The organism is Pseudarthrobacter sp. RHLT3-21 (assembly GCF_059383495.1).
This window is the reverse complement of record NZ_JBWZCI010000006.1, coordinates 100,854-126,049: the sequence shown is the minus strand read 5'-3', so window position 1 is coordinate 126,049 and position 25,196 is coordinate 100,854. Positions and strand designations below refer to the sequence as shown.

21 protein-coding genes are annotated in these 25,196 nt (G+C 65.5%); 10 read left to right on the top strand and 11 right to left on the bottom strand.

The window, feature by feature from the left end; genetic code table 11:
- Window position 1: 1 nt before the first annotated feature.
- The 3 genes from AC50YA_RS09000 to AC50YA_RS08990 all read right to left on the bottom strand — a co-directional run bounded on the left by AC50YA_RS09000 (window position 2) and on the right by AC50YA_RS08990 (window position 3,028).
- The gene (locus tag AC50YA_RS09000) at window positions 2–547 is read right to left on the bottom strand and encodes a YceI family protein (protein WP_494981940.1); all 546 of its coding nucleotides are present in this window, start codon (window positions 545–547) and stop codon (window positions 2–4) included.
- A gap of 216 nt (window positions 548–763) precedes the next feature.
- Window positions 764–1,651: a pullulanase X25 domain-containing protein gene (locus tag AC50YA_RS08995; RefSeq protein ID WP_494981939.1), complete on the bottom strand. Its 888-nt coding sequence runs from the start codon at window positions 1,649–1,651 to the stop codon at window positions 764–766.
- Between the two features lie 240 nt (window positions 1,652–1,891).
- Window positions 1,892–3,028, bottom strand: a complete 1,137-nt coding sequence (locus tag AC50YA_RS08990) for an adenosine deaminase (RefSeq protein ID WP_494981938.1) — start codon at window positions 3,026–3,028, stop codon at window positions 1,892–1,894.
- Between the two features lie 48 nt (window positions 3,029–3,076).
- Here AC50YA_RS08990 and AC50YA_RS08985 point away from each other — a divergent pair, with 48 nt between their 5' ends.
- Window positions 3,077–5,701, top strand: coding sequence for an excinuclease ABC subunit UvrA (locus tag AC50YA_RS08985; protein WP_494981937.1), 2,625 nt, complete (start codon window positions 3,077–3,079; stop codon window positions 5,699–5,701).
- Between the two features lie 214 nt (window positions 5,702–5,915).
- Window positions 5,916–6,608, top strand: coding sequence for a transglycosylase family protein (locus AC50YA_RS08980; protein WP_494981936.1), 693 nt, complete (start codon window positions 5,916–5,918; stop codon window positions 6,606–6,608).
- Window positions 6,609–6,806: 198 nt separating this feature from the next.
- Here AC50YA_RS08980 and AC50YA_RS08975 read toward each other — a convergent pair whose 3' ends face one another.
- Complete coding sequence (locus tag AC50YA_RS08975) at window positions 6,807–7,406, bottom strand: hypothetical protein (protein WP_494981935.1); 600 nt, start codon at window positions 7,404–7,406, stop codon at window positions 6,807–6,809.
- Between the two features lie 190 nt (window positions 7,407–7,596).
- On the opposite strand from AC50YA_RS08975, the gene AC50YA_RS08970 reads away from it, so the two are divergent.
- From AC50YA_RS08970 to AC50YA_RS08960, 3 genes are all read left to right on the top strand, one after another.
- Window positions 7,597–8,511, top strand: a complete 915-nt coding sequence (locus AC50YA_RS08970) for an MSMEG_6728 family protein (protein WP_494981934.1) — start codon at window positions 7,597–7,599, stop codon at window positions 8,509–8,511.
- A gap of 4 nt (window positions 8,512–8,515) precedes the next feature.
- Window positions 8,516–9,376, top strand: coding sequence for an NAD-dependent epimerase/dehydratase family protein (locus tag AC50YA_RS08965; RefSeq protein WP_494981933.1), 861 nt, complete (start codon window positions 8,516–8,518; stop codon window positions 9,374–9,376).
- Between the two features lie 201 nt (window positions 9,377–9,577).
- Complete coding sequence (locus AC50YA_RS08960; RefSeq protein WP_494981932.1) at window positions 9,578–11,059, top strand: HNH endonuclease signature motif containing protein; 1,482 nt, start codon at window positions 9,578–9,580, stop codon at window positions 11,057–11,059.
- Window positions 11,060–11,192: 133 nt separating this feature from the next.
- Here the strand turns inward: AC50YA_RS08960 and AC50YA_RS08955 are convergent, their stop codons facing one another.
- Window positions 11,193–13,805, bottom strand: a complete 2,613-nt coding sequence (locus AC50YA_RS08955; protein WP_494981931.1) for a Tex-like N-terminal domain-containing protein — start codon at window positions 13,803–13,805, stop codon at window positions 11,193–11,195.
- A gap of 137 nt (window positions 13,806–13,942) precedes the next feature.
- On the opposite strand from AC50YA_RS08955, the gene AC50YA_RS08950 reads away from it, so the two are divergent.
- Complete coding sequence (locus AC50YA_RS08950) at window positions 13,943–14,239, top strand: hypothetical protein (RefSeq protein ID WP_463940526.1); 297 nt, start codon at window positions 13,943–13,945, stop codon at window positions 14,237–14,239.
- Between the two features lie 219 nt (window positions 14,240–14,458).
- On the opposite strand, the gene AC50YA_RS08945 is transcribed toward AC50YA_RS08950, so the two are convergent.
- The 3 genes from AC50YA_RS08945 to AC50YA_RS08935 form a co-directional block, all read right to left on the bottom strand.
- Complete coding sequence (locus AC50YA_RS08945; protein ID WP_494981930.1) at window positions 14,459–15,529, bottom strand: alkene reductase; 1,071 nt, start codon at window positions 15,527–15,529, stop codon at window positions 14,459–14,461.
- Window positions 15,530–15,684: 155 nt separating this feature from the next.
- Window positions 15,685–16,422, bottom strand: coding sequence for a PKD domain-containing protein (locus AC50YA_RS08940; RefSeq protein ID WP_494981929.1), 738 nt, complete (start codon window positions 16,420–16,422; stop codon window positions 15,685–15,687).
- A gap of 173 nt (window positions 16,423–16,595) precedes the next feature.
- Window positions 16,596–17,258, bottom strand: coding sequence for a DUF6318 family protein (locus AC50YA_RS08935; RefSeq protein WP_494981928.1), 663 nt, complete (start codon window positions 17,256–17,258; stop codon window positions 16,596–16,598).
- Window positions 17,259–17,491: 233 nt separating this feature from the next.
- On the opposite strand from AC50YA_RS08935, the gene AC50YA_RS08930 reads away from it, so the two are divergent.
- The 3 genes from AC50YA_RS08930 to AC50YA_RS08920 all read left to right on the top strand — a co-directional run bounded on the left by AC50YA_RS08930 (window position 17,492) and on the right by AC50YA_RS08920 (window position 19,051).
- Window positions 17,492–17,926 (top strand): pyridoxamine 5'-phosphate oxidase family protein, encoded by a 435-nt coding sequence (locus AC50YA_RS08930; RefSeq protein WP_494981927.1) that lies wholly within the window; start codon window positions 17,492–17,494, stop codon window positions 17,924–17,926.
- 19 nt (window positions 17,927–17,945) lie between these two features.
- Window positions 17,946–18,386, top strand: coding sequence for a very short patch repair endonuclease (locus AC50YA_RS08925; protein ID WP_494981926.1), 441 nt, complete (start codon window positions 17,946–17,948; stop codon window positions 18,384–18,386).
- Between the two features lie 254 nt (window positions 18,387–18,640).
- Window positions 18,641–19,051 (top strand): Hpt domain-containing protein, encoded by a 411-nt coding sequence (locus tag AC50YA_RS08920; protein WP_494981925.1) that lies wholly within the window; start codon window positions 18,641–18,643, stop codon window positions 19,049–19,051.
- Here AC50YA_RS08920 and AC50YA_RS08915 read toward each other — a convergent pair.
- Window positions 19,024–19,794, bottom strand: coding sequence for a response regulator transcription factor (locus AC50YA_RS08915; RefSeq protein ID WP_494981924.1), 771 nt, complete (start codon window positions 19,792–19,794; stop codon window positions 19,024–19,026). The genes AC50YA_RS08920 and AC50YA_RS08915 overlap by 28 nt on opposite strands.
- Before the next feature lie 100 nt (window positions 19,795–19,894).
- Here AC50YA_RS08915 and AC50YA_RS08910 point away from each other — a divergent pair, with 100 nt between their 5' ends.
- Window positions 19,895–21,550: a sensor histidine kinase gene (locus AC50YA_RS08910; protein WP_494981923.1), complete on the top strand. Its 1,656-nt coding sequence runs from the start codon at window positions 19,895–19,897 to the stop codon at window positions 21,548–21,550.
- Here the strand turns inward: AC50YA_RS08910 and AC50YA_RS08905 are convergent.
- Both AC50YA_RS08905 and AC50YA_RS08900 read right to left on the bottom strand, forming a co-directional pair.
- Window positions 21,547–22,848, bottom strand: a complete 1,302-nt coding sequence (locus tag AC50YA_RS08905) for a 5-methylcytosine restriction system specificity protein McrC (RefSeq protein ID WP_494982037.1) — start codon at window positions 22,846–22,848, stop codon at window positions 21,547–21,549. The genes AC50YA_RS08910 and AC50YA_RS08905 overlap by 4 nt on opposite strands.
- A gap of 94 nt (window positions 22,849–22,942) precedes the next feature.
- Window positions 22,943–25,189, bottom strand: a complete 2,247-nt coding sequence (locus AC50YA_RS08900; RefSeq protein ID WP_494981922.1) for an McrB family protein — start codon at window positions 25,187–25,189, stop codon at window positions 22,943–22,945.
- Window positions 25,190–25,196: the final 7 nt, after the last annotated feature.

Here is a 25,196-nt window from a genome sequence, read left to right as displayed (position 1 = left end):
GTCAGGACTGCTTAACCAGCGCCGCTTCGACGTTGATCTTGACCTTGTCGCTCACCAGCAGGCCGCCGGCTTCCAGGACAGCATTCCAGGTCAGGCCGAACTCCTTGCGGCTGATGTCGCACTCCGCGGAGAATCCTGCGCGGGTGGCACCAAAGGGGTCCACGGCTACTCCGGTGAACTCGACCTCCAGCTCCACCGGTTTGGTGATTCCGCGGATGGTGAGATCGCCCGTGAGTGTGTAATCCTCGCCGTCGCCCTCCACCGAGGTGGCCCGGAACGTCATCTCGGGGTACTCCTCCACATCGAAGAAGTCCGCCCCCTTCACGTGTCCGTCGCGGTTGGCGTCGCCGGAATCGAAGCTGGCCGTTTTGACCGTGGCGTGAAGCGAGGCGTCGGCGAGGGATGCGCCAACGCGGGCTTCGGCCGAGGCGTCCGTGAAACGTCCGCGGACCTTGCTGATGCCCGCGTGCCGGACAGTGAAGCCGATCTCACTGTGGGACATGTCCAGGGTCCAGACGCCGGATGTAAGGCCTGAAGGTAGGGTCACTTTTGCATCTCCTTTATGGGAAACAGTGGTGTGGAAACCGGCCAGGACGGCCGGTTTCCACACTGCTTCACTCCGGAGTTTTTGTCCAGATAATGCCCCCAAATCCCCACGCCACCCAGAGCCGTTATCTAGACAAAAACTCAGCTGGATAGGTGGGGCGGGTGGGGTCTGGAGCGCGGTTGGGGAACGGAACTCAGCAGGGGACCTCGGACCCGGTCAGTTGATGGTGATGTCCCGCGTGCGGTGGTCGTAGCGGATGGTGACCGTGCCGCCGTCGTGGTGCAGTTCGTGGTTGGGGCCATCGAACGTGCCGAACGCGCCGTAGTTCTCATCCCACGAACGGTTCAGCGCGATCTTGAAGGTGTAAGAGCCGGCGGGCAGGTCGGGGCTGATCTTCCACAGCTGGTCCAGGGCATCGAGCGTCAGCTGGGCCTCGTCGTACTGCGGCGCCCAATTCTCCGGCGCGCCCAGGATGGTGTTGAAGTCGCCGGCAACCGCCACGGCCTCAGGCTGCGGGAAAGTCTCCACAGCAGGCGCCTCTGCCGTTTCCTTAGGCGCTGCTTTTGACGCAGCTTTGGGGGCCGCCTTGCGTGAGCGGACGGCCTTGACCACGGGCTCTACGGCGTCCTCGACGGCCTTGGTGGCCTTCCCGACGGCGTCGGCGGCAATCTTAGCGGGAGTCCGCTTCGCCGGGGCCTTCTTGGCGGGAGCCGTCTTGACTGCCGGTGCGGGTGCCGGCGCCGGCGGAACGGCGACGTCGGCTGGAACCGGAGTGCCGGCGTCGAGCGCTGTGGCGAAGGAATCCGCATCGGGGAATGCCACCGTGGCGCGCATGCCGTCATCGGTGATGGTCCAGCCGGAACGGCCCTTGATCAGCCAGCCGGCCTTGACCAATTTGGCCGTGGCGGACGTGAGCGTCTTGTGCCCACGCGGAATGCCGCCGCTGAGCAGCGTGGCCTCGTGATCACTGAACGGCACGCGCGCGGTGGCTTCCGCCAAAACCTCGCCGGCGTTGAGTGAACCGCCGGACCATACGCCTTCGGTCAGGACGTGCAGCACGGTCTTGAGTCGGAGGTCGGTGTTATCTGCGATGGACTTGGCCATGATTCCCCTTGCATAATGCGATCTGTCACTAGGCATCCTGCCAAGACCCTGTTAAATCGCGCGACTTGAAATGGTTAACTCTGCGTGTCGTGACCGACTATGACGCGGATTACAGCAGAACTGAGGCAGGAGTCTCGGCTAAGGGGCTGTTTACTCAACCCTGAAGCGCAAATCCCGGGTATCGCCGGACTCTTCCCGGACGCGCCCGGGCACTAGTGTAGCGAGCCGGAACCCGCGGAGCTACCCGCCGTTCAGCTCGTCCAGAAGCTCCGCTTTGCGCTCCTCGGATGCGAACGACGAATGGATGGAATTGGCCGCGAGCCGTGCCCTGTCGAAGTCTGAAAGGTCAAAAACGGCCTTCAGCTGGGAGAAGTTGTCGTCCACGTACCCACCGAAGTAGGCCGGATCATCCGAGTTCACGGAGACATTGAGCCCGGCGGCGAGCATGGCCGGCAACGGATGGTCCGCCAGGGTGTCCACGGCACGCAGCCGCACGTTCGAGAGTGGGCAGACAGTCAGCGGAATCCGGTCCTCCACCAGCCGTTCCACCAGGTCCGGGTCATCCATGCAGCGGATGCCGTGGTCAATCCGTTCCACTCCCAGGACGTCCAGCGCTTCGATAATGTACGACGCCGGCCCTTCCTCGCCTGCGTGCGCGGTCAGCCGCAGGCCCGCTTCGCGGGCTTTGGCGAACAGCCGCTCAAACTTGGCCGGCGGGTTGCCCACTTCGGCCGAATCCAGGCCGATGGCGGCAATAGGAGCGTTCATGGCCAGCAGCCCGTCCAGGACCTCCAGCGCAGATTCCTCAGACAGGTCCCGCAGGAATGCCGCGATCAGCAGGGTGGATATGCCGAAGTCCTCCTGGGAGGTGGCCAAGGCCGATGCCACTCCGTTGACACAGGTTTCCAGGCTGACGCCGCGCGACAGGTGCGCCTGCGGATCCATCATGATCTCGGCGTGCCGGACCCCCGCGGCAGCGGCGCGGGCCAGGTAGGCGCGCGTCATGTCGGCGAAGTCCTGTTCGGTCTGCAGCACCGCCATGTTGGCGTAGTACAGGTCCAGGAAAGACTGCAGGTCTGTGAACTCGTACAGTCGCCGGAGCTCATCCAGGCCGGAGTAGGGAAGGGTGATGCCGTTGCGCTCGGCCAGTTCGAGGATCAGCTCCGGCTGCAGGGTGCCCTCAATGTGCAGATGAAGTTCCGCGACGGGCAGGGGCTGCGCCGCTTCGGTCTCGGGCAGATCCGTCTCGGAAGGTTCCGTCCCTGGAAGTTCCGTGGCTGGAAGTTCCGTGGCTGGTAGTCCCGTCTCGGGCACTTCCGTGGCTGGTAGTCCCGTCTGTGGCAGCGGATCGGCGGCAGTGTCCGGGTTGTTGTCCATCGGGTCAGGATATCGCCCGCCGGCCGGTTCGCGGCTAGAGTCGGATCAATGCGCAACCCTCGGCAGGCTGACGATCTTTCCCTTCCCACTCCCGGCCATCTGGCGGACGGCTTCGTCCGTGTCCGGGGCGCGCGGGAGAACAACCTGCGGAACGTGGACGTGGATGTGCCCCGCGACTCCATTGTGGCTTTTACAGGGGTCTCCGGCTCGGGAAAGTCGTCACTGGCTTTCGGTACCATCTACGCCGAAGCCCAGCGCCGCTACTTCGAATCCGTGGCCCCATACGCACGCCGCCTCATCCAACAGGGCCATAATCCCAAGGTGGAGATGATCTCCGGGCTGCCACCCGCCGTCGCCCTTCAACAGCGCCGCGGCGCACCCAGCAGCCGCTCCACCGTGGGCACGGTAACCACGCTCTCCAATTCGCTCCGCATGCTGTTTTCGCGGGCGGGCACTTACCCGGCTGGCGCCGATCAGCTGGACTCCGACGCGTTCTCGCCGAACACAGCGGCCGGCGCCTGCCGTGAATGCCACGGGCTGGGGGTCGCGCACACTGTAAGCGAGGAATCCCTGGTCCTGGACCCCGCGTTGACCATCCGGGAAGGTGCCATCGCGGCGTGGCCGGGCGCCTGGCAGGGCAAGAACCTCCGCGACATCCTCAGCCACCTGGGCTACGACGTGGACGTGCCCTGGCGGAAGCTGCCCAGGAAGCAGCGCGACTGGATCCTGTTCACGGACGAGCAGCCCGTCGTGGAAGTCACGCCCGAGCGGGACCGCGTGGCCAAGCCCTACAAGGGTCGCTTCTGGAGCGCCAAAAGCTACGTGCTGCACACCCTGGCGGACTCCCAGAGCGCCGCCATGCGCGAGCGCGTGCTGGCGTTTATGGAGTCCGGCCCGTGTCCGCGCTGCAGCGGCACCGGGCTCCGGGCCGAAGCCCTTGCGGTGTCCTTCGCCGGCCGCAACATCGCCGACCTCAACGCCGCACCGATGGCGGAGCTGGCCGAAATCATCCGCCCCACCGCCGGGCTCAAGGAAGCCGGAAGCGCGTCACGCCGGCAGGCCTCCGGCGAGGAAAACGAGGTGGCAGTGGCCATCACCGCCGACCTCCTGCAGCGCATCACCGTGCTCCTGGATCTGGGCCTCGGATACCTGGCGCTGGGCCGCGCCACCCCCACCCTCTCCCCCGGCGAGATGCAGCGGCTCCGGATCGCCACCCAACTCAGGTCGGGACTGTTCGGCGTGATCTATGTGCTCGATGAACCGTCCGCCGGCCTCCATCCGGCCGACGCCGAACCGCTCCTGGCGGTACTGGACCAGCTCAAAGCCTCCGGCAACTCGGTGTTCGTGGTGGAACACAACATGGACGTGGTCCGCCGGGCCGACTGGCTGGTGGACGTGGGTCCCCGCGCCGGGGAAGGCGGCGGCGAGGTGCTATACAGCGGGCCTGTGGCCGGGCTCGCGGCCATCGAGGAGTCGGTCACCCGGCCCTTCCTGTTCGACGACGGCGGGGCGCGTGGCGACGGCGGGGCGCGCGGCGGCGGGTCCAGCGGGCCCGACGGCGGGACTTCCGCCGGCGGGACTTCCGACGGCGGCAAAGCACCTCGTGCAGGCCAGGTCCGGGAGCCCGACGGATGGCTGGAGCTCGCGGGAATTAGCCGGCACAACCTCAAGGACCTGGATGCGCGGTTCCCGCTGGGCGTTCTGACGGCAGTGACAGGGGTGTCCGGCTCCGGCAAGTCCACCCTGGTGACGCATGTCCTGGGGGAAGTCGTGGGATCCGGGCTGAAGAATCACCAGGCTCCGCAGCTGGCCGAACCTGATGATGCGGGCCCGGCCACGGCGTTGTCTGTGGGCCCGGTCAGCGGCGCGGAACGGATCGACAGGCTGGTCACCGTGGACCAGAAACCAATCGGGCGAACCCCCCGCTCCAACCTCGCCACCTACACAGGCCTGTTCGACGCAGTGCGCAAAGAATTCGCGGCGACGGAGCAGGCCAGGGCACGCGGGTTCGGCGCCGGGCGCTTCTCCTTCAACGTGGCCGGAGGCCGCTGCGAAACCTGCCAGGGCGAAGGCTTTGTGGCAGTTGAACTGCTCTTCCTCCCGGGCAGCTACGGGCCGTGCCCGGAGTGCGACGGGTCCCGCTACAACCCCGAGACCTTGGAGGTGACGTACCGGGGCAAGACTGTGGCGGAAGTGCTGCGCCTGACGGTGGATGCGGCCACCGCGTTCCTGGCCGACATTCCGGCCGCGGCCCGCAGCCTGAAGAGCCTCGGGGATGTGGGCCTGGGATACCTCCGGCTGGGCCAGCCCGCCACGGAGCTTTCCGGCGGCGAGGCCCAGCGCATCAAGCTGGCCACCGAGCTTCAACGTGCCCAGCGCGGCCACACCCTTTACCTCCTGGACGAGCCAACCACCGGGCTCCACCCGGCCGACGTTGAACTCCTGATGGCCCAGCTCCACGGCCTGGTGGATAGCGGCAACACCGTGGTGGTGGTGGAACACGAAATGGCCGTTGTGGCAGCGGCGGACTGGGTCATTGACCTGGGCCCCTCGGGCGGGGACGCAGGCGGCCGGATTGTCGCCGCCGGAACCGCCGCCGACGTCGCGAGTTCCACCGCCAGCCGCACCGCGCCCTACCTGGCGGCTGCGCTTCCCCAGCTGGCCGCCAGCTGACCACCAGAAATCATCTCGGTTTGATAACGGACCGGCGATGTCCTAGCGTGAAACGTAAGCCCGCCAAGCGGGCGAATGAATGCCCGGTGCTGCCTCCACCAGAACTGCCCGGCCGGCAGACACCGAAAATTGACCTCTAATCGTCAGGGGCGGGCAGTGGCGCGATAACCTCCGGGGACGGACCGAGCGCTGGTGGCCTTCAGGAGCATCACACATGAAAAACACCACCATTCGTACTGCCGCACGCCGTGGCGTAGCCGTCGCCGCCATTTCTGCGGCCGGCCTTGCACTCTCCGTCACCGCAGCCAACGCGGCCACCGACGGCTCAACCTGGGATTCACTGGCGCAGTGTGAGAGCGGCGGAAACTGGGCCACAAATACCGGCAACGGCTACTCGGGCGGCCTGCAGTTCAGCGCCAGCACCTGGGCTGCCTACGGCGGCACTGGTTCCGCGGCCGACGCCAGCCGCGAACAGCAGATCGCCGTGGCCGAACAGATCCAGGCATCGCAGGGTTGGGGAGCCTGGCCGTCTTGCGCCGCGGAGCTTGGCCTGAGCGGTGGAGGAGGCGCGACGGCGGTGACTCCCCAGAGCGCACCGGTCCAGGCTGCACCCGTTCAGAGCGTGCCAGTCCAGGCTGCACCAGTGGAGAGTGCTCCGGTTCAGGTGCCGGCGGAGCAGGTACCCGCCGTGCCGGTCCCCACTGATGCCGTGACGGCTCCGCAGCACGCGGCGCCCGCGGCGTTGAGTGGCGAGACCTACACGCTTGAGCCCGGCGACACCCTCAGCACCGTCGCCGACAAGCTTGGCATTGAGGGCGGCTGGCAGAGCCTGGCGGACGCGAATTTGGACACCATTGCCAACCCGGACCTCGTGTTCTCCGGGCAGGTCCTCCAGCTTCCCGCCTAAGCTTCAACACTTTCCGCGGAACCGCCCCTTTCCCCAAGAATGACGGCCCGCGGAAACACAAAACCCGGCAGCAACAACCCCGGGAAACAACGACGCCGGAGCGCCCCTCACTGGGGAGCTCCGGCGTCGTCCGTTGTTCTGTTCTGAATGGCTGGCAGGCGCCTGACCTTCCCGCCCGCCTGTCCGCGTTCTGCTCGCTTAGGCTGCTGCCTTGGCGGCCGGAATCTCGCGGATGATGCGAACCTTCCACGCGGCGTCGTCGGTGGTGTCCAGCAGGGCCACCGTGCCGTGGGCGAGGTTCAGTGCCACACGCTTGGCCGCCAGCAGTTCAAGGTAGAGGTGCTCGTTCATGCGGCTGGGGGTGTCGATCATGTACTTCACGGCGTCGCGGACTTTGCGGTAGTTGGCGCTCTTCTCGCGGTGCAGGTGCAGTTCCAGCATATGGCGGTGGCGCACTTTGGGCTCGTGCTTGTTGAGCCAGGAGACGGCAAGATGCACACCAACCACCAGCGCCAGGGAAACGGCGTAGATCCACCAGCCGCTGGACATCAGGAACAGGGGCAGGTTGCCGATGGCCACGAGCGCGATCACGATCCGCAGCGCGACGATCCGGCGAAGGGTCAGGGCCACGGAGGCCATGGCCGCACGAAAACCGTGCTGCTCAGTCCGCGCCGCGGCAGGATCAAGGGTAAATTCATCAAGGACCAGGATGCCCTTGGCCTCCGGATCAAGCATCTGCCCGAACTTGGGCACAAAGAGCTGCGTTGAACCGGCGGTTACTTCAGGTGAAATTTTCATGAGGGGGCTTCCAGGACGGTGGGGCGTTTCGGTGATCTTAGTGGTTAGCGACACCTGTTGTATGTATCGGTCCACTATGTGAACTATTCCGCGGCGACGTCGTGGTTGAGGGACCCTGCCACCGGATCCCGCGCGTGTGGCGCCGGGCACTGCAATTGGCACATCCGCCGCATGCCGTCAGACTGAAGGGATGCAAACCTTCCTTCCGTATCCCGATTTCCGGCAGAGCGCCGCAGCACTGGACACCGCCAGGCTTGGCAAGCAGCGTGTCGAGGCGCTGCAGACCCTCCGGGCTCTGGTGATTCCCGAGTACGGCTGGCTGGACCACCCCGCCGTCCGCATGTGGATGGGCCACGTTCCGGCGCTCACCATGTACGGCCTGGCGATGGTGGACGAATGGACCACCCGCGGCCATGAAGACAACACGCGCGCCAACATCACCGAGTTCGCACCCCAGGCAGCACACCCGGACTACGCGGCCAAGATTCCGCTGCCGGAGTGGCTCGGAAATCCTGATTTCCACCTGAGCCACCGCGCGAAGCTGCTCCGCAAGGAACCGAAGTTCTACAAGACGGTGTTCCCTGACGCCGACTTAGACCTGGACTTCATTTGGCCTGAGCCCAAGCACGAGTTCTACCCGGCAGAACCCGAGGGCGACATCCTCTGGATCCTCCGCGACCCGCACACAGAAATCGATCCGCAGACGCTGGATACCGTGGCGCTGCCGCCGATCCGCCGCGGCGGCGCTGTTGCACCGGCCGCCCCTGAGGACGGCTACTCCCCCGTGTACGTCGACGACGGCTCCCGCCGCCCGTCCAAGCAGCCGCGCAAGTTGCCGCCCAAGCAGCTCGTGAAGAAGCCCACCCGGAAGCGCCAGGCGCAGGAGGAAGCATTCGCAACCCTCCCCGGCAAGACCACCGTCGCGGTTTCATTTGAGGACGGCACCAAGTTCGCCGTCGGCCAGGTGCTGGGCCGTCCCATCACGCTCGACGACGGCCGGTTCGGCCGCACGTTCAGCGTCACCGAAGTGATCGACCGGTCCGCGTTCGATTACCCGGCCCTCCTGCAGGACCCCCGGGTGTTCTTCCCGGTTCCCGCTCCCTGAGTCCGTGACCATCCTCCTAGCCGGCTGCGGCGATCTGGGCACCGAGGCCGGACTGCGCTTCGCCGCGGCAGGGCACCGGGTGGTGGGCTGGCGCCGTTCGCCCGAGAAACTGCCCTCTGCGATTGAAGGCGTGGCGGCGGACCTGGGCTCTGTGGACCTGCCCGCTGTCCCGGCGGACACTACCGCCGTCGTCGTAGCCGTCGCGGCTGACACACCCACGGAAGCCGCCTACCGTGCCGCCTATGTGGACGGGCTGACGCACGTCCTTGACGCCCTGGAACGCGACGACGTGACGCCGCGCCGGGTGCTCTTTGTGTCCTCCACCGCTGTCTATGGGGACGCTGCCGGTGGCTGGGTTGATGAGAGTACGACGGCGGCACCTGGCGGCTTCTCCGGCCGTATCCTCTTCGAGGCGGAGGAACTCCTGGTTTCGCGGTTGCGCGGCACTGGCACCTCGCCTGTTGTGCTGCGGCTGGGCGGGATCTACGGTCCCGGCCGGACCCGGCTGATTGATCAAGTGCGCAGCGGGACTGCCGTGCTTCCCGACGAGCCCCGCTTCACTAACCGGATCCACCGGGACGACGCCGCTGCGGCGATCGTCCACCTGGCCACCATGGAAGCTATGCCTGCGCCGGTATATGTCGGCGTGGACAACTCTCCCGCTGAACTTGGGGACGTACTGCGGTTCCTGGCCGCCGAAATGGGCTATCCGGAACCGCCCGTCGGACCGGCCGGCGAGGCCCGCGGCGGCAACAAGCGCTGCAGCAATGCTTTGCTCCTCGGGACTGGGCTTGAGTTCACGTACCCGACGTTCCGGGAAGGTTACCGGGCTGTTCTGGCACGCACCGGAGTCCGCCACCCGTAACCTCCGGGCGCCAGCGGACACTTGAGGCACCTCCACGCGCCGACGACCCCGCGCGAACCGACACTTAAGGCCACTCCACGCGCGGGGACATTTGAGGCCCTGAACTGCAGCGACGCGACTGGAGGCACCGATCGTCGCTTCGACGTTTCATAGCTATTCAGCCTCGCCGTTATTGTCAGACCCTCCGGGGATGATTTGAGTATGGATAGCAGAGGAGCTGTGGAGACGGCGGAGGCCCTTGCGGCCTCTTTCGCTGAGCTGGCTCTGGTGTTGCGTGGCGCTGCCGAATCCGGGGATCCTGATCCGCTGCGCCGGAGGGCCGAGATCGCCTTGGCAACTCTGGCTGCCGTCGCCCGCGGGGAAGCGACGATGGCGGCCCTGAAGGTTCACGCGGCCGTCGATTATGCCGACGCCACCCAGACCCTTGCAGGCCCTGCCGAGTCCCCGCAGGACCATAGCGGGCAGGAGATGGCGGTGATTGCTGAGGTCGCGTGCGTGCTGACAGTCAGCGAACGGGCCGCGGGTGCTCTGCTCACGGAGGCACATGAGCTCACTACCGCGCTGCCGCTGACAATGTCTGCCCTGCAGTCCGGAAGTATTTCGTGGCAGCACGCGAGGGTCATGGTCGATGAAGCCGCCAATCTGGACAGGCCTGCTGCGGCTGCTCTGGAGGCGCATTTCCTGGACCCCGACGCACTGAATCCCGCACGTGGGTGCCCGGCCGGTGAGCTCATCCCCGGGAGGTTCCGACACAAGGCACGCACCTGGCGGGAACGCCACCACCCGGTCAGCATCGAAAAACGCCACGCACGCGGTGTCCACGATCGACGTTTGGAATACGCCCCGGACCGCGACGGCATGGCCTGGCTCTCCGCCTATCTGCCCGCCGACACCGCAGCGGGGATCTGGGACCGGACCACCACCGCCGCGAGAGCACTCCAAGGACCTCACGAGGACCGGACCCTGACCCAGCTCCGCGCAGATACGGCCGCCACCTGGCTCCTTAGCAACAACATCGCCGGCGCCGGAACCGGAACCGGTGGCATGACGGACGTGACCGGTGGCATCGGCGAAACGGGCATGGCAGTGGGCGAAGGTGTTCCGTCGCCGCGGGCGCAGGTCCTCATCACAGTCCCGGTGTTAGCCCTGTTGGGCGTCACGGATGAAGCGGCCACCCTCGACGGATACGGGCCGATCCCGCCGTCCATGGCCCGGCGACTGATCGCCGACGGCGCGGAGTCCTTCCACCGCGTCCTGATCGACCCACGTGACGGCGCACCGCTGGAGATCGGGCGGACCAGCTACCGCGTCACAAAAGCCCAACGCCAATGGCTACGGTTGCGGGACGGCAAATGCCCGTTCCCCGGCTGCAGCAACCAATCTTTGGACAACGAAGCGGACCACCTCCTCGCCTGGGCCAAGGGAGGCAGCACGGGGATCCTAAATCTCGGCCAGCCGTGCCCCAAGCACCACAGGCTCCGCCACTCGACAGGTTGGACACCCACCGGAGCCACCAAGAATGAACCACCCGGCTGGATATCACCCACTGGACGGCACTACGTCAGCGAACACCCCGACTGGGAACCACCCCGCTGGCCAGACCACATTCAGGAAATGGCCGAAGATATGGCTGAACATCCGGAACCAGCGATCCCCCGACCGAGTCCTGTCCAAATACCGTGAGCTGTACCGTGACGTCTCAATGCCCGAATATCCGGTCTGCACTGCCGTTGTGTGACGACGACTTCCCACCGCAAACTTGACCGTCTAGCCAATATGAACGATCTACTCCAGGCAGGCGCCACCCAACACGTCGCTATTTGCCGAGGCCAGCCCTACGGAGCGCCTCGGCCATGGCGGTGTTTGCCGGCGCCGGATTCGGCGCCGGCGGCCGGCCGCTAGAAGACTTCGGATCCGGCTTCGAAGACGATGCGTTCTTGTTCCCCGGGCTCGGCGCCCCGGATCCGCGCTGCCCACCCGAGTCGCGCCCGCCCAAGTCGCGCCCGCTGGAGTCACGCTGCGGATTTGCCGTACGGCCCCCTTCCGGTCGTCCCCCAGCCGGACGACCGCCTTCAGAGCGGCCCCCTTTCGAACGCCCGGCTTCCGGTCGCCCTACGGCCGTACGCGTACCCTCCGAACGCGTACCCTCCGAACGCGTACCCTCCGAACGTGTGCCCTCCGAACGCCCGCCTTGCGCCCGCCCACCGGAAGGCGACGGTTCGTCGTCGAGCCTAAGCGTGAGCGAAATCCGTTTCCGCTCCGGATCGGCTTCCAGCACCTTCACGCGGACAACCTGCCCGGACTTCACCACCTCGCGGGGATCGGAGACAAAGCGGTTGGCCAGCGCAGATACGTGAACCAGGCCGTCCTGGTGCACTCCCACGTCCACAAATGCGCCGAACGCGGCCACGTTGGTGACCGTCCCCTCAAGCACCATGCCGGGCTTCAGGTCGGAGATCTTCTCGATCCCTTCGGAGAACGTCGCCGCGGCAAAAGCGGGCCGTGGATCGCGGCCGGGTTTGTCCAGCTCCGCCAGGATGTCCTGGACCGTGGGCAGGCCAAAGGTTCCGTCAACGAAAACGCGGGGATCAAGGGTCGACGCCGGCGCCGAGCCGGCGGCGACCAGGATTTTCCGGGCAATCGGATACGCCTCGGGGTGCACGCTTGATGCGTCCAGCGGTTCGGCTCCCCCGGTGATCCGCAGGAAGCCAGCGCACTGCTCAAACGCCTTCGCACCCAGGCGGGGCACTTTCTTCAGTTCGCTGCGCTTGGCAAACGGTCCGTGTTCGTTCCGGTACGCCACAATGTTTTCGCTCAGCAAAGGTCCGACGCCGGCCACGCGGCTCAGCAGCGCGGGCGACGCTGTGTTCACGTCAACGCCGACGGCGTTCACGCAGTCTTCGACCACCGCGTCCAGGCTGCGGTCCAGCTTCGCCGCCGTGACGTCGTGCTGGTACTGCCCAACGCCGATGGACTTAGGGTCAATCTTCACCAGTTCCGCCAGCGGGTCCTGCAGCCGCCGCGCGATGGAGACGGCTCCGCGCAGGGAAACATCCATGCCCGGCAGCTCCGCCGAGGCCAGCGCCGATGCGGAGTACACCGACGCGCCGGCCTCGGAAACCACCAGTTTCTGCGGTTTCGCCTCCGCGGCCGGCAGCAGTTTGATCAGTTCCGCGGCAAGCTTGTCCGTCTCCCGAGACGCTGTGCCGTTTCCGATGGCCACCAGTTCAACGTTGTGCTTCCGGGCGAGCCGGACCAAGGTGGCTAGGGCTTCGTCCCACTTCCGTGCAGGCGCGTGAGGGTACACGGTGTCGGTGGCCACCACCTTGCCCGTGCCGTCCACAACAGCCACCTTCACGCCGGTCCGCAGTCCCGGGTCCAGCCCAAGCGTGGCTCGGTTACCGGCAGGTGCGGCCAGGAGGACGTCGCGGAGGTTGGCGGCGAACACCCGGACAGCCTCATCCTCAGCGGACGCAAACAACCGTCCGCGGAGGTCGGCAGTCAGCCGGGCCAGCACCCGCGAGCGCCAGGCAAGCTGCGCGGTCTGGATCAGCCACGCGTCGGCGGGACGGCCGCGGTCGGCGACCCCGAGGCACCTGGCCACGGCGGATTCGTAACGGGAACGCGCGGCGGCCAGGGCGTCGTCGTCGTTCGGATCCGCCTCGGCGAGATCCACCTCCAGGACGCCGTCCTTCTCGCCGCGCAACAGCGCAAGCACGCGGTGCGAGGGCATCCCGGTGGGCGCCTGGGCGAACTCAAAGTAGTCGGCGAACTTCTGCCCGTCGGCCTCCTTGCCCTTCTTGACCCGCGACACCATCCGCCCCTGCGTCCACAGCCGCTCGCGCAGGGTTGCTGCGAGGTCCGGATCCTGCGCAACCCGCTCGACCAGGATGGAACGGGCGCCGGCGAGCGCCGCGGCCGCGTCCTCAATGGAGTGTTCGGCGTTCAGGTACTTGGCAGCCTCGCGTTCCGGATCCAGGTCGGGCCGCTTCAGCAGCGAGTCGGCGAGCGGCTCCAGCCCGGCTTCCCGGGCGATCTGGGCCTTGGTGCGGCGCTTGGACTTGAACGGAAGGTAGATGTCCTCCAGCCGGGACTTGGTGTCCGCGGCCAGGATCGCAGCCTGCAGTTCGGGGGTCAGCTGTCCCTGCGCGGCAATCGCTTCGAGGACGGCACGACGGCGGTCCTCGAGTTCGCGGAGGTAGCGCAGGCGCTCGTCGAGCTCGCGCAGCTGCGTGTCATCCAGCGTCCCGGTGGCTTCCTTGCGGTACCGGGCGATGAACGGAACGGTTGACCCGCCGTCGAGCAGGTCCACTGCGGCCTTGACCTGCCAGGTCTTCACGCCAAGCTCGGCGGCGATCTGGGCGTGGATGGCGCTGTCCGGAGTTGGGGCAGACGTGGGGGCAGACGGGACGTGCGGGAGTTGGGTCACCTGAACATTTTGCCCTACGGGCCTGATGGTCTCCAGCGACGCACTGCCGGGCAGCCGGCCGGGGTATTCCGCTCCGGGCCGCGAAGTGCTGTAGTTGATATGCCGTCACAGGTAATCACTTCGAGGAAGAGGCCACCATGCGGGAACTGCTCATCGTCTTTCAGGAAGGGTTCGACGAGGCCAACATCACCGTCATGGTCAACGGCAAGGAGGTCCGCCGAGACATGGGGGTGTCCACCAACCCTCTGCTGGGCGAAGCCTACGAAGCGTCCGTAGAGCTGCCCGCGAAAGGGGCTCAGGTGGGTGTGGAAGTCACCAACCGGGGCCTGAAAGCCATTGCCAAAGTCAGCGGAAAGCCCAAAAGCCTGCTCGTCTCGATTCAGGACGACAAGCTGGTGATGCGCGAAGGGACGGGCCGGGAGGCATACCTGTAGTTATTTCCCTGGCAATAATCCATTCGCTGGAGTATTCTGGGGTTACCGCTCAGCGCTTGTGAACCTGGGCGGGCCAACTTTTGAAAATGAGCCAAAACAGCCGTCGGATGGCTAATTGGCGCGAGCTGCCGGGACAGCACACCGAGCAGCCAACGACGGCGGCACCCAAGCCGGGTGCCGCCGTCGTCGTTAATCTCTGGCCAAGCCGAGCGTTGACGGCTAAGCGGAATACGCGGGGTAATCCGTGTAGCCTACGGAGCCGTCCGCGTAGAACGTGGACGCGTCCGGTTCGTTCAGTGGAAGGCTTTCCTTCCAGCGCCGCGCGAGGTCCGGGTTGGCAATGGCCGGGCGTCCCACCACCACAGCGTCTGCATGGCCGTCGGCCACCAGCGCGGTTGCTTCCTCCAGCGTGGTGATGGTGCCGAAGCCGGAGTTCACCAGGAACGTGCCGTTGAAGCGTGCCCGGAGATCCTGGACCAGTTCACTGGTGGGCTCGTGGTGCAGGATGCTGACATAGGCGAGGTTCAGCGGCGCTATGCTGTCCACCAACACCTCGTAGGTGGCGCGGACATCGGCCGCATCCGTCTCGGCGATGCCCTGGACGCTGTGTTCCGGCGAGATGCGGATACCCACGCGGTTCGAACCCACCGCGGCCACCACGGCGTTGACCGTTTCGATCACAAAGCGGGCCCGCTTTTCCGGCGAACCGCCGTAGCTGTCGTCGCGGACATTGGAGTTCGGGGCCAGGAATTCGTGGAGAAGGTAGCCGTTGGCCGAGTGCAGCTCCACGCCGTCGAATCCCGCTTCAATGGCGTTGATCGAGCCGGTGACGATTTCCTGCATCACTACGGGCAGCTCACCGATGGTCAGTGCGTGCGGGACGGGGTACGCCTGCTTGCCGGACGGGGTGCGGACCTCACCCTCGATGGCGACGGCACTCGGACCCACGATGGTGTGGCCACCCGTGATGTCCGCATGGGAAACCCGTCCGCCGTGCATGATCTGGGCGAATATCCGGCCGCCTTCAGCGTGCACCGCGTCGGTGACCTTTTTCCAGGCGGCAATCTGCTCCGCGGTGACGAGACCGGGCTGCCCCGGGTAAGAGCGTCCGGCGGGGCTCGGGTAGGTCCCTTCGCTGACGATGAGTCCCAGGGATGCGCGCTGTCGGTAGTGCTCCACGACCAAGGGACCCGGGACACCGTCCTCGCCTGAGCGGAGACGGGTAAGGGGTGCCATCACGAGGCGGTTGGGCAGTTCAAGCTCGCCAAGAGTTAAGGGGGAAAACAGCATGCGCAGTTCCTTTCGAGGTGAATTGGTACTGCTGTGCCCAACTGCGCGGCGCGTGCAAGTATTCCGATGGAGGCGCGGATCACTCTCGGCTGGGGTGGCTTGGCGCGTCTGCGGGCGCTGTTGCCGGCCGTCTCATCCGCGTCATCCGACGCTTCCTATCGGGGCGATGGGACGCCCGGGCATCCTTGCCCCTGCGGGTTCTGGTTGCAGTCGTCGGCGTAGTTCCGGGTGATGGACCGCCAGACGCTGATGGTCCGCGGTGGTGCGCTGAACTGGCCTTGGCCGGGTATTGGCAGCGGCGGTCCGTTGTTCACGGAATACGTGCCTTGGAAAGACGTAGTGAGGACGACCTGGAAGTCGCCCGTGTCCGCGTAGACGTGGCTCGTTCGGGTCTTTTCGCCCCAACGGTCCTGTGGCAGCGGCCCACCCATGGAAGGCTGGGGACCGATAACGGCACCGTCGCCGTAATTCCAGGTGTACTGAACCGGCGTAGCGACAACATGCACGTTCTGCCCGAGCATCGTCACGTCAAACTGTTGCTCTATCGGGTCGGCGTAGAAGTTCGTTTCCGCGCCGCGGAGTGTATTGGGACTGGGCTGGGCTACGACGGCTCCTGCGTTGATAGGGAGGCTCTCGAACTGCTGCTGGATCTGGGCGGCAATTTGCTCCAGGACGTCGACAGGTTTTTCGTCGTAGATGCAGGTCGGTCCCGCGAAAAAACTCCAAACACGGGGAGTAAACTCTGCGAGCGATCTGTACCAGTTGACGCTCCGCCCATCGTCGCCTGCTGCGCAGGCGATATCCGGTCCCGCGCAATTTGAGCCATCCAGAGTCGGATCCGTCCGGCAAACATGCTTGTACATGTACACGTAAGGATCGTCGTCTACCCCCATGGGTGTTTCAGTCCACGCTCCTGAGCCCGGATGCTGATACCAACCACCAACATTCGCTCCTGCCCCTCCCCAGTCACCTTTGACAGAAGTCTCAGCGCGAGCAGGGGAAACCGTCGGAACGATTAGCAGGATGACGAAGAGCATCAAGAACCCGCAGCGGGCAATTGTTTTCATTATTCATTGACCAGGTGCTCAACAGTTTTGGCAGTCCAGACACCATTCTCATATCCGGCGATCATGATGTCGCCGATCGCAGGCTTGCTCTCCGTTGTCTCGTCCAGGGACTTGTCGGCGCGGTAGTAGGAAAGCGGCTCTTGCCGCACCTGAATCAAGACTTGATATTCACCCGGCGCAACCTCGAGAAACTTCGTTTGCGCACCCTCAACGACCATGCGCCCGCCTGCGATCCACTGGCCGCCCGAGTGCCAGCCCTCGACGACTTCTTTCACTCGAGCGCAACTAACGCATGTTGGGCTTGAAATACTCTCCAGGGGCTTCATATCGCCGGTCTCGTAGGCGTAAGTCAGAGTGGCATACCAGTGTCGAGCGAACGCTTCGAGCCCGTCCTTACTTCTGACCGACGCCTCGGCAGGAAGTACGGGCACTGGGACATTCTGGGCACGGCCCGTCGCGTCAGCCGGCTTATAGACGGCAGACGCCGTCGGGGTGGCGCTGGGGCTGGCCGTCGAACTCGCGGACGGCGAAGCGGAGGATGTGCCACCGCTGTTGGGGTCGCTACCCGAGTTACAGCCAGTCAAGAGCAAAGCAGAGGCGGCAACAGCAGCAACAAAGTGCAAGCGCGAACGCCTGGCCGCAAAAGTTATGTGCGATGTCATGGGCAGCTAATCCCCCGATAGTTTCAAGACGCTTCGCTCCGAACAATGACCTTAAGGGTAGCCCAGGACACATTTGAGCGATGAAAGTTATCCACAGCCACCCGCCATCGGTTCTACCACCGCCAGGGGCCAATAAAAAGTCACAAGGACAAACACCCTTCCAGCCCCGGGCGCACGGAATTCCCAGGCCCAACCCCTAGAATTCTTCTACCGATCGTAGAAGAATAGGCTGCATGATGTTTACCCACGCAGATGGCCACCCCGTTCTGGAGCTCGACGACGAGCAGTCCTGGAAACTCCTGGAAGCTACCCGGCACGGCCGGCTGGTGGTCTCCGTTGCCGGCGAACCGGACATTTTTCCCGTCAACTACCTCGCCTCAGACCGGAAGATCTACCTCCGCACCGCGCCGGGCAACAAGCTGGCCCAACTCACCATCAACTCCAGGGTGCTGCTTGAAACGGACGGCATCCTCTCGGATGAAGCCTGGTCCGTAGTGCTCCGTGGAACGGCGCGCGTCCTGACCAACTCAACGGAACTCGCCGCCGTCGAAGAGCTGGGCCTGAATTCCTGGGTGCCGACGCTGAAGGATTTCTACGTGGAGATCGTGCCAACGTCGGTCAGCGGCCGCCATTTCGAGCTGGGCGACCAGCCGGAGCGCGAAATCTAGGAGCGCCTGGACCGGAATCATGGCGGACAGGCTCACTCCCGAGCAGCGCAGCTGGAACATGTCCCGCATCAGGGGCAAGAACACCAAGCCGGAACTGCTCGTGCGCCGCCTCCTCCATGCCAAGGGCTACCGCTACCGCCTGCACGGCAGGGCGGGCAACAGCCGCCTGCCAGGCCGCCCGGACCTGGTCTTCGCAGGCCGGCGAAAGGTCATCTTCATCAACGGCTGCTTCTGGCACTTCCACGACTGCCGGGTAGGCCAGCACGCCCCCAAAACGAACGCCACCTTTTGGGAGGCCAAGCGCACCCGCACCAAAAACCGCGACGCCGACCAGCGCCAACAGTTGATAGCCGCCGGCTGGGAGGTGCTCACCGTGTGGGAGTGCGAATTGAAGGACGGCTCGGCCCTCGAAGCCCACCTGGTGAAGTTCCTCGACGCCTCACAGACAGGCGCTCGGTAACCGGGCAGCAGGCAACACGCGGCAGGCAAGAAACGCCCGGCAGACTTGAGTCAATCTTGAGCGTTTGCCCCCTCGTGAATTGATCGGCGCCCGCAAAGATGAACTCCTATGAAAAACCCGCAGTCTCCTCAGGAATCCCGCAATCCTTGTCCCGAACGGCTGCATCTCCAGGGAACAGAATTACTCTGAAAGTGGACAAAAACACAAGTAACCGCCCCCTACCGGGGCGGCAGCCGCGAGCGGAAGGGACGGAAATGGCTCCATCCGATGACGCGGGGCGCCCCCTGGTAGATCCCTCCGTTCTTGACCGGCTGCGCGTGGAACTCGACGAGGATGAAGGCTACTGCAACGTCTTCGTGGGAAATTTCATCGACTGCCTGCCGTTGCGGATCGGCAGGCTGCGGCTCGCTCTGACCACCGGAGACCTGGACGGTGCCGTGGATGCGATCCTGAGCCTCAAAACTTCGAGCCAGATGGTGGGGGCAGAACGGCTGGCGGGGCTGGCCATGGACCTTGAACGTTCCATCCGGGAAGAGTCCCCGCGTGCAGAACCATCCGTGGCACTGCCGCAGTTGGCCGTCAGATACCTCAGGCCGATCAACCAGTGCAGCCGCCAAACCCTGCACAGGCTCGAGGCTCAGCGCCCGCCTGGTGCCAACCGGTAACCCACGCCGCGGACAGTCTGCAGCCAGCGGGGTTGCTGCGGTGAATCGCCGAGTTTCTTCCGGAGGTTGCCCATATGCACCTCCACCGAACGTTCATCCGCTTCGCTGATGTAACTTCCGACGTCGTAATCCTCGTCCCGGAGCCGACGCACCAAATCCGATTTGGTCCGAACAGTCCGTCCCGCCTCGAGCAGGGCATACAGGAGTTCGAACTCGGTCCGGGTCAGGTTGAGCTCCTGGCCGTCCACACTGACCGAGCGTGAGGCGTAACTCAGATCCAATCCATTGTGGCTGTACTGACCGTTTCCGCTGGCACTAACGGCGTCGGCAGGGCGATCAGGAACGGGAGCGGTCTCCCCCGCGTCCGGAACCGACCGGGGCCGGCGCATCATCGCAGCGATCCGCGCGCGGAGTTCGCGGGGGCGGAAGGGCTTGGTGAGGTAGTCGTCAGCCCCGGACTCGAGACCGATTAACGTATCAAGTTCTTCAGCCCGCGCCGTGAGCATCACGATGTAGGCATCCGAGAACTCGCGGATCTGGCGGGAGACCTCGAAACCGTCGATGTCCGGCAACCCCAAATCGAGCGTTATGACGTCAGGATTCAAGGTTCTGGCCGCCTTAACGCCCTCCGCCCCGCTGCCGGCAACGGTGACGTCAAAACCTGCCTGGGTCAGGACCGTTCGGACCAACTCCCGGATATCCCGATCATCCTCGATGACCAGGCCCACTCGCGCTTCACTCATACCAGCCCCCTCAGCCAGCTTGACAACGTCAGAAGTATAGCCCGCTGCCGATATCCTGCTGGTATGCATTCCCCTATCCTCCCACCTCAGGCCGACGTTCATGAGTGAACCCGTAACGTGGGCCACGGGTCGCGTCAGGTTTTTTCGGCGACCCTTCCACGAATACCGGCTGACGGACCGGGTCGTCCTCAGCCAGACACCCCTGTTCGTCACCACGCTCCTTACGGCGTTCCTGATGTGGGCGTTTTTTCCGGGGACCATGGACAACCCGCTCTTCGTGGCCTTCCTCGTTTCCCAGCTGGCCATCATGGCCCTGTGCTACCTGGCGCCCTGGGACCGCCTGCCCTACACCAGCTTCCTCATCATCCCGCTCCTGGACTTTGTCTCCATCGCCCTGGGCAGGGAGGGCGGGCAGGAGAGCCTGACCGGCATCAGCCTGTTGGCGGTTTTCCCCGTCACCTGGCTGTGCGCCTCAGGCTATTATCCGCGGGCCTCCCTGTGGTTGTCGTTCTTCGGGCCCTTGGCCATCATCTGGGTTCCGCTGCTGATTCGCGGGGATGTATCGGGCCCCAGCTTGGCCAAATCCCTGCTCGTCCCCGTCATGATGCTCGGAATCGGCGTGTCGGTCAGCGTCCTGACCCTGAGCATGATGCGGCAGCAGCGGATCCTGGAAGAGAAGGACGTGCAGCTTCAAGCCAGCCTGCGCAGCACAAAGCGGCAGGAGGCCTTGCTCAACTCCGTTCTGGACACCGTGCATCTGGGCGTCCTCGCCGTCGACGCAGACGGCCACGACATCCTGATGAACCGGAAACAGCGCGCCAACCACGAACTGGCCACGCCGAAGGACATCGACGATCCGAACGAGTCCCAGCTGCTGGTCTTCGGCGCAGACCGTACCACCCCTGTCCCGGTGGCAGACCGCCCGGTGCGCAGGGCCGTCCTGGGCGAGACCTTCACGGACTACCTGGTCTGGCTGGGCGAGGGCAAAGAGCAGCGGGCCATCACCACCAGCGCCCGGGCCATGACGGACCCGGACGGGAAGTTCGCGGGCTCGGTGATCGTCTTCAGTGACGTGACAGACTTAGTGGACGCCCTGGCCGCCAAGGATGATTTCGTCTCCAGCGTGTCCCACGAATTCAGGACTCCCCTGACCTCCATTCTGGGCTACGTGGAACTCCTCCTGGAGGACGATCCCGGGGACGACCAACTGGAACCGCTGAACATCATCAAGCGCAATTCAGAACGCCTGCTCACCTTGGTATCGGACCTCCTCGCCAGCCGGAACGGGCAACTGATCGTGACGCCGCACGCCGTCGACGTCGCTGAACTGGTACGCGCCAGCGTGTCCGCCGCGATGCCCAGGGCTGAGGCCTCCCGCGTTGCGTTGAAAGCGGAAACACCAGCAAAGCTGGAGGCCCACGTGGACGGCGCCCGCATCTCCCAGGTGCTGGACAATCTGGTCTCCAACGCGATCAAATACTCGCCCGACGGCGGCAATGTGGTGGTGTCGTTGGAGAACGACGACGGCCTCCTCGCCTGCCGCGTCAGCGATACCGGCATGGGCATGAACGCCGACGACCAGGCCCAGGTGTTCGCCAAGTTCTTCCGGACCAGCAACGTTCGCCGGACTGCCATTCCCGGCGTGGGCCTGGGCCTGCCCATCAGCAAGGCCATCGTGGAGGCTCACGGCGGAACCATCCAGGTGGAGAGCAAACTGGGTCAGGGCACCACGTTCACGTTCCGGGTGCCGGTCTAGGTTCCCGCGCGGGCAGCTGGGCCCACGCCCGCCGGGTTCCCTGGCCGAGCTTGCGAGGTTAGGGGGCGGGCGGGGACCACTTCACCCCAGGACTGCCGTGCCAGGTCCGCCACCGCTGCCAGGATGTCCGACGGCGGCATCGACAGATCCAGCGGAAACTCCACAATGTCGATGTCAGTGTTCAGGATCCGCCGCAGTTTCATCTCGCCCGCCCCTGCATAGACCAGCCAGGCGGTGGGCACACCCAGGGCGGTGCAGTGCGCCAGCATCTGGTAGTGGTCGGCGGTCAGGGATGCGCCCAGGTCGGCGGCGGCCTTGTACTTGGCGTTGTAGACCACCACCGGCCGGCCGGCCAGGAGGTGTACGGCGTCCGGGCGCACGGAGAGCCGGTCGGCATCATGGACGGCTTCGCTGAGGAGCGCGTTATACTGCAGCCGCATCTCCCCTGGATACGCCGCCATGGCCTCGCGGAGCGCAGTGCCCACAAAATCCTCAAACACCTGGCCCATGTCCACCACAAACGACGCCGTCTGCTGCTTCCCCTCCCCCGCCTCCGCGGAGGCATTCTTCAGGATCAGCTCCGCAAGGCGCAGCACTGACTGGTAGCGGACGTTCATCCGGCTCGGCGTCCACGGTGGCAGCGGCGCACCGGCGGGAAGGCGGGTGACGGCGTCGAGCTTTCCCTTCAACTGCCGCAGACGGCTCAGCACTTCGGGGCGGACCCGCGGCACCTGGCCCATCCGCTCCAGCGCGGCGCGCAGGATCCGGTTCTCGGCGATGTCCTCGGTGAACTCGTCGTAGGACACTTCCAGCGGCACCAGCATGCCGGGGCGCCGGGAGATCTGGTCGGAAATCCGGATGCGGCCCTTGACCGTGCGGAGGGACTCATCAACGGTCAGGTAACCCTGCAGCACCCCTCGTCCCAAGGCACGCTCTGCCAGTTGGGCGAGGGATTCGGCCAGGGCGCTCCAGAGTTCGCGGTCCTCGGTGGCGGCCACGGAATCCGGCCGGAAGCCCTGATTTCCGGCGTACCCGAGGAGGAAGAGGAGACGGCTCAACCCCAGCCGGTCCTTGGGGCGCACATCCAGCTGCAGGGTGGACGTGCGGACGGACCCCACCTTGCCCACAGGCTCGATCCGGTACAAACCCATGCCCATCGGGGAGGCTTTGGCCAGTCCGCTGGCGTTCATAAAGGCCGCGCTGGCCGCATCGAGGCGTTCCACGGTGCCTTTGGACAGCTCGTCGAGGACCAGGTGGCGCACTGCGGGGCCGCCACCACGCTGCAGGGCGCCGCCCAACGCTGCGCCACCTGACGCCGCGCCACCTGATGCTGCGCGACCCTCCACGGCCCCTCCTGACGCGGCGCCGCCGTGCACCGGAGTGTGGGTTGGCTTAGCTGGTAACAAGGCGTCCCAGCAGCTGCTCCAGCCCGAACCGCTCCTCCAGCTGGGCCCGGGTCAGCTGGCCGTGGTAATGCTCCTCAAGAAGCGGCATCAGTTCGTATTTCCAGATCCGGCGCAGCCCGGTCGGCGTCTGCGCGGCCGTCTTCATAAAGTATGAAGGGCCGATCATCAGGTCCCGGTCCCACTCGTCAATGGCGGCGTTGAGCGCATCAAGCAGCAGCGCCGGCGTGGTGTCCAGGTCCCGCGCCTGCAGGAACCGCAGCAGCGACCCCTTCACCGGCTCCGTCTGCGGGTGCAGCTCGATGAACGCGAACCGGCGGCGGATGGCGGCATCCATCATGGCGATGGACCGGTCCGCGGTGTTCATGGTGCCGATGATGTACAGGTTGTCGGGCAGCGTAAACGGCTCGTTGGGGCTGTACTGCAGGTAGATCCGGTCGTCACGGTATTCCAGCAGGAAGTACAGCTCGCCGAACACCTTGGCCAGGTTGGCGCGGTTCATCTCATCAATGATGAGGAAATAGGGCTTCTTCTCGTTTCCGGGCTTGGCGGCTTCCTCGGCCAGCCGGCGCAGCGGTCCCGCCACGAGTTTGAAGGACACCTGGCCCTCGTCAGTCTTGTCCGGCCGGTAGCCCTCGAAAAAGTCTTCATACGCGTACGACGGGTGGAACTGCACCAGCTTCACCCGCTCGTCCGTGCTGTCCTGGGCCAGCTCCGCCGCGAGGTGCTTGGCCAGGTACGTCTTGCCCGTCCCGGGCGGCCCGTACAGGACCAGCTGGCGGTTCTCCTCCAGCAGTTCCGCGATCTCCTGCAGCGGCTCCAGGTCCATGTGCAGCGAATCCGCGAAGTCGCGGCTCAGCGGGCGGAAGCCCTCCTGCACGGGGGGCACGACGGCGGCAGGTGCGGCGGCGTCGTCGTCCTCCGGTTCCGCTTCGGCCGGCACGAGCGCCTGCAGCGCCTGCACCACTCTGGTGACGTCAACAACGATCCCGGAGGTGGCGAGCTGCCGCTGGACGTGACGGGGCAGGTCGGCGGTGGCGTGGCCGTCGTCGTCCAGCCAGCGCACCTTGCGCCGGAGGCGGCGGTTGTCGTCGTTGTGCTCGGGCTCGCCCAGCACCACGCCCAGCCGCACGGTTCCGGCGTGCTGGTACAGGACCAGGTCGCCGGGCTTCATGACGGTGAGGAAGGCGAATACCGCCGTTTTGGTGTCCTCCCGCTCCACGTAGCCCAGGTGCTTGTAATCCTCATCCACCGCGTGCTGCACCAGCCCCGCGGTCACGCCGGGGTCCAGGTGGCGGAGATGTTCGACGTCGAGCGTCACCTTCTCCTCGTCCTGCCACGCGGTGAGAAGCTCGGCGTTGTCGCTGTGGGTACGCAGCAGCCAGGCGCGGCGCCCGGGGTCCCCCACTTTGCGCCACTGGCTGACCAGCTGGCGGGCGTACCAGTCGATGCGCTGGCCGGCCTGTTCGTCCAGGTGCAGGCGGATGCGATGGATGTCCGCGGTGATGTCTTCGTCGCTGTCGCCCTTGGCCCCACCCACCAGGGAGGCGAAGGCGTCCCGGATTTCCTGCCGTTCCACGTCCGCCACAACGGGTTCGAAGTAGCTGGGCCAAGCAAGGTATTCGATGCTGCGGCGGATGGCGGGTTGGTCCCCCGGGGTGCCCGCGGCAAGCTCGTGGAAATTGAGCGGGTCCTTCAACGCCTTGGCGATGGCGGCCGGAATCTGCTGGTCCACATGCTGCACAAACCGGCAGAGCCATTTGAGGTGGTCCCAGATGGTCCAGTTGAATTCGGCGGTGCGGTCCCTGATCACGCCGTGGTCCGTCATGCCCTTGTAGAGTTCCTCGGGCAGCTCCAGCGGCGGCTCCGGGGGTGTCTCCAGCCACGACGCGGCCTCGGCCACACGGGCGCGCTTAACCTTCAGCGACTTGACCTCGTGGGCCAACGGCAGCGACTGCAGGAAGAGCAGCTCCACGGCCAGCTGCTTGGCCTCCCTGGAGGCGTCCTGGAGGTTCTGCCGGAGGTTGGTCATCATGGGCGCCTTGGCATCCGCGGCTCCCCGCTCCAGGCGTTCCAGCAGCTCGGCCGCGGCCTCCGCTGTCCAGGTCAGGGTGATTCCGTCCAGGGCCGACTGCTTGCCCTGCAAGCCCGGTCCCAGCACAAACCAGGCCGCGTCCTCGATCTCCTTTGAGACACCGAGGGCGCGGTGCATGGCAGTCTTGGGATTTGGGGTCATGGGTTCA

Coding starts and splice junctions, on each gene's coding strand:
- AC50YA_RS08995 (WP_494981939.1), bottom strand. CDS start 1,651: ATGGCCAAGTCCATCGCAGATAACACCGACCTCCGACTCAAGACCGTG.
- AC50YA_RS08990 (WP_494981938.1), bottom strand. CDS start 3,028: ATGGACAACAACCCGGACACTGCCGCCGATCCGCTGCCACAGACGGGA.
- AC50YA_RS08985 (WP_494981937.1), top strand. CDS start 3,077: ATGCGCAACCCTCGGCAGGCTGACGATCTTTCCCTTCCCACTCCCGGC.
- AC50YA_RS08980 (WP_494981936.1), top strand. CDS start 5,916: ATGAAAAACACCACCATTCGTACTGCCGCACGCCGTGGCGTAGCCGTC.
- AC50YA_RS08975 (WP_494981935.1), bottom strand. CDS start 7,406: ATGAAAATTTCACCTGAAGTAACCGCCGGTTCAACGCAGCTCTTTGTG.
- AC50YA_RS08970 (WP_494981934.1), top strand. CDS start 7,597: ATGCAAACCTTCCTTCCGTATCCCGATTTCCGGCAGAGCGCCGCAGCA.
- AC50YA_RS08960 (WP_494981932.1), top strand. CDS start 9,578: ATGGATAGCAGAGGAGCTGTGGAGACGGCGGAGGCCCTTGCGGCCTCT.
- AC50YA_RS08950 (WP_463940526.1), top strand. CDS start 13,943: ATGCGGGAACTGCTCATCGTCTTTCAGGAAGGGTTCGACGAGGCCAAC.
- AC50YA_RS08945 (WP_494981930.1), bottom strand. CDS start 15,529: ATGCTGTTTTCCCCCTTAACTCTTGGCGAGCTTGAACTGCCCAACCGC.
- AC50YA_RS08940 (WP_494981929.1), bottom strand. CDS start 16,422: ATGGGGGTAGACGACGATCCTTACGTGTACATGTACAAGCATGTTTGC.
- AC50YA_RS08935 (WP_494981928.1), bottom strand. CDS start 17,258: ATGACATCGCACATAACTTTTGCGGCCAGGCGTTCGCGCTTGCACTTT.
- AC50YA_RS08930 (WP_494981927.1), top strand. CDS start 17,492: ATGATGTTTACCCACGCAGATGGCCACCCCGTTCTGGAGCTCGACGAC.
- AC50YA_RS08925 (WP_494981926.1), top strand. CDS start 17,946: ATGGCGGACAGGCTCACTCCCGAGCAGCGCAGCTGGAACATGTCCCGC.
- AC50YA_RS08920 (WP_494981925.1), top strand. CDS start 18,641: ATGGCTCCATCCGATGACGCGGGGCGCCCCCTGGTAGATCCCTCCGTT.
- AC50YA_RS08915 (WP_494981924.1), bottom strand. CDS start 19,794: ATGAGTGAAGCGCGAGTGGGCCTGGTCATCGAGGATGATCGGGATATC.
- AC50YA_RS08910 (WP_494981923.1), top strand. CDS start 19,895: ATGAGTGAACCCGTAACGTGGGCCACGGGTCGCGTCAGGTTTTTTCGG.
- AC50YA_RS08900 (WP_494981922.1), bottom strand. CDS start 25,189: ATGACCCCAAATCCCAAGACTGCCATGCACCGCGCCCTCGGTGTCTCA.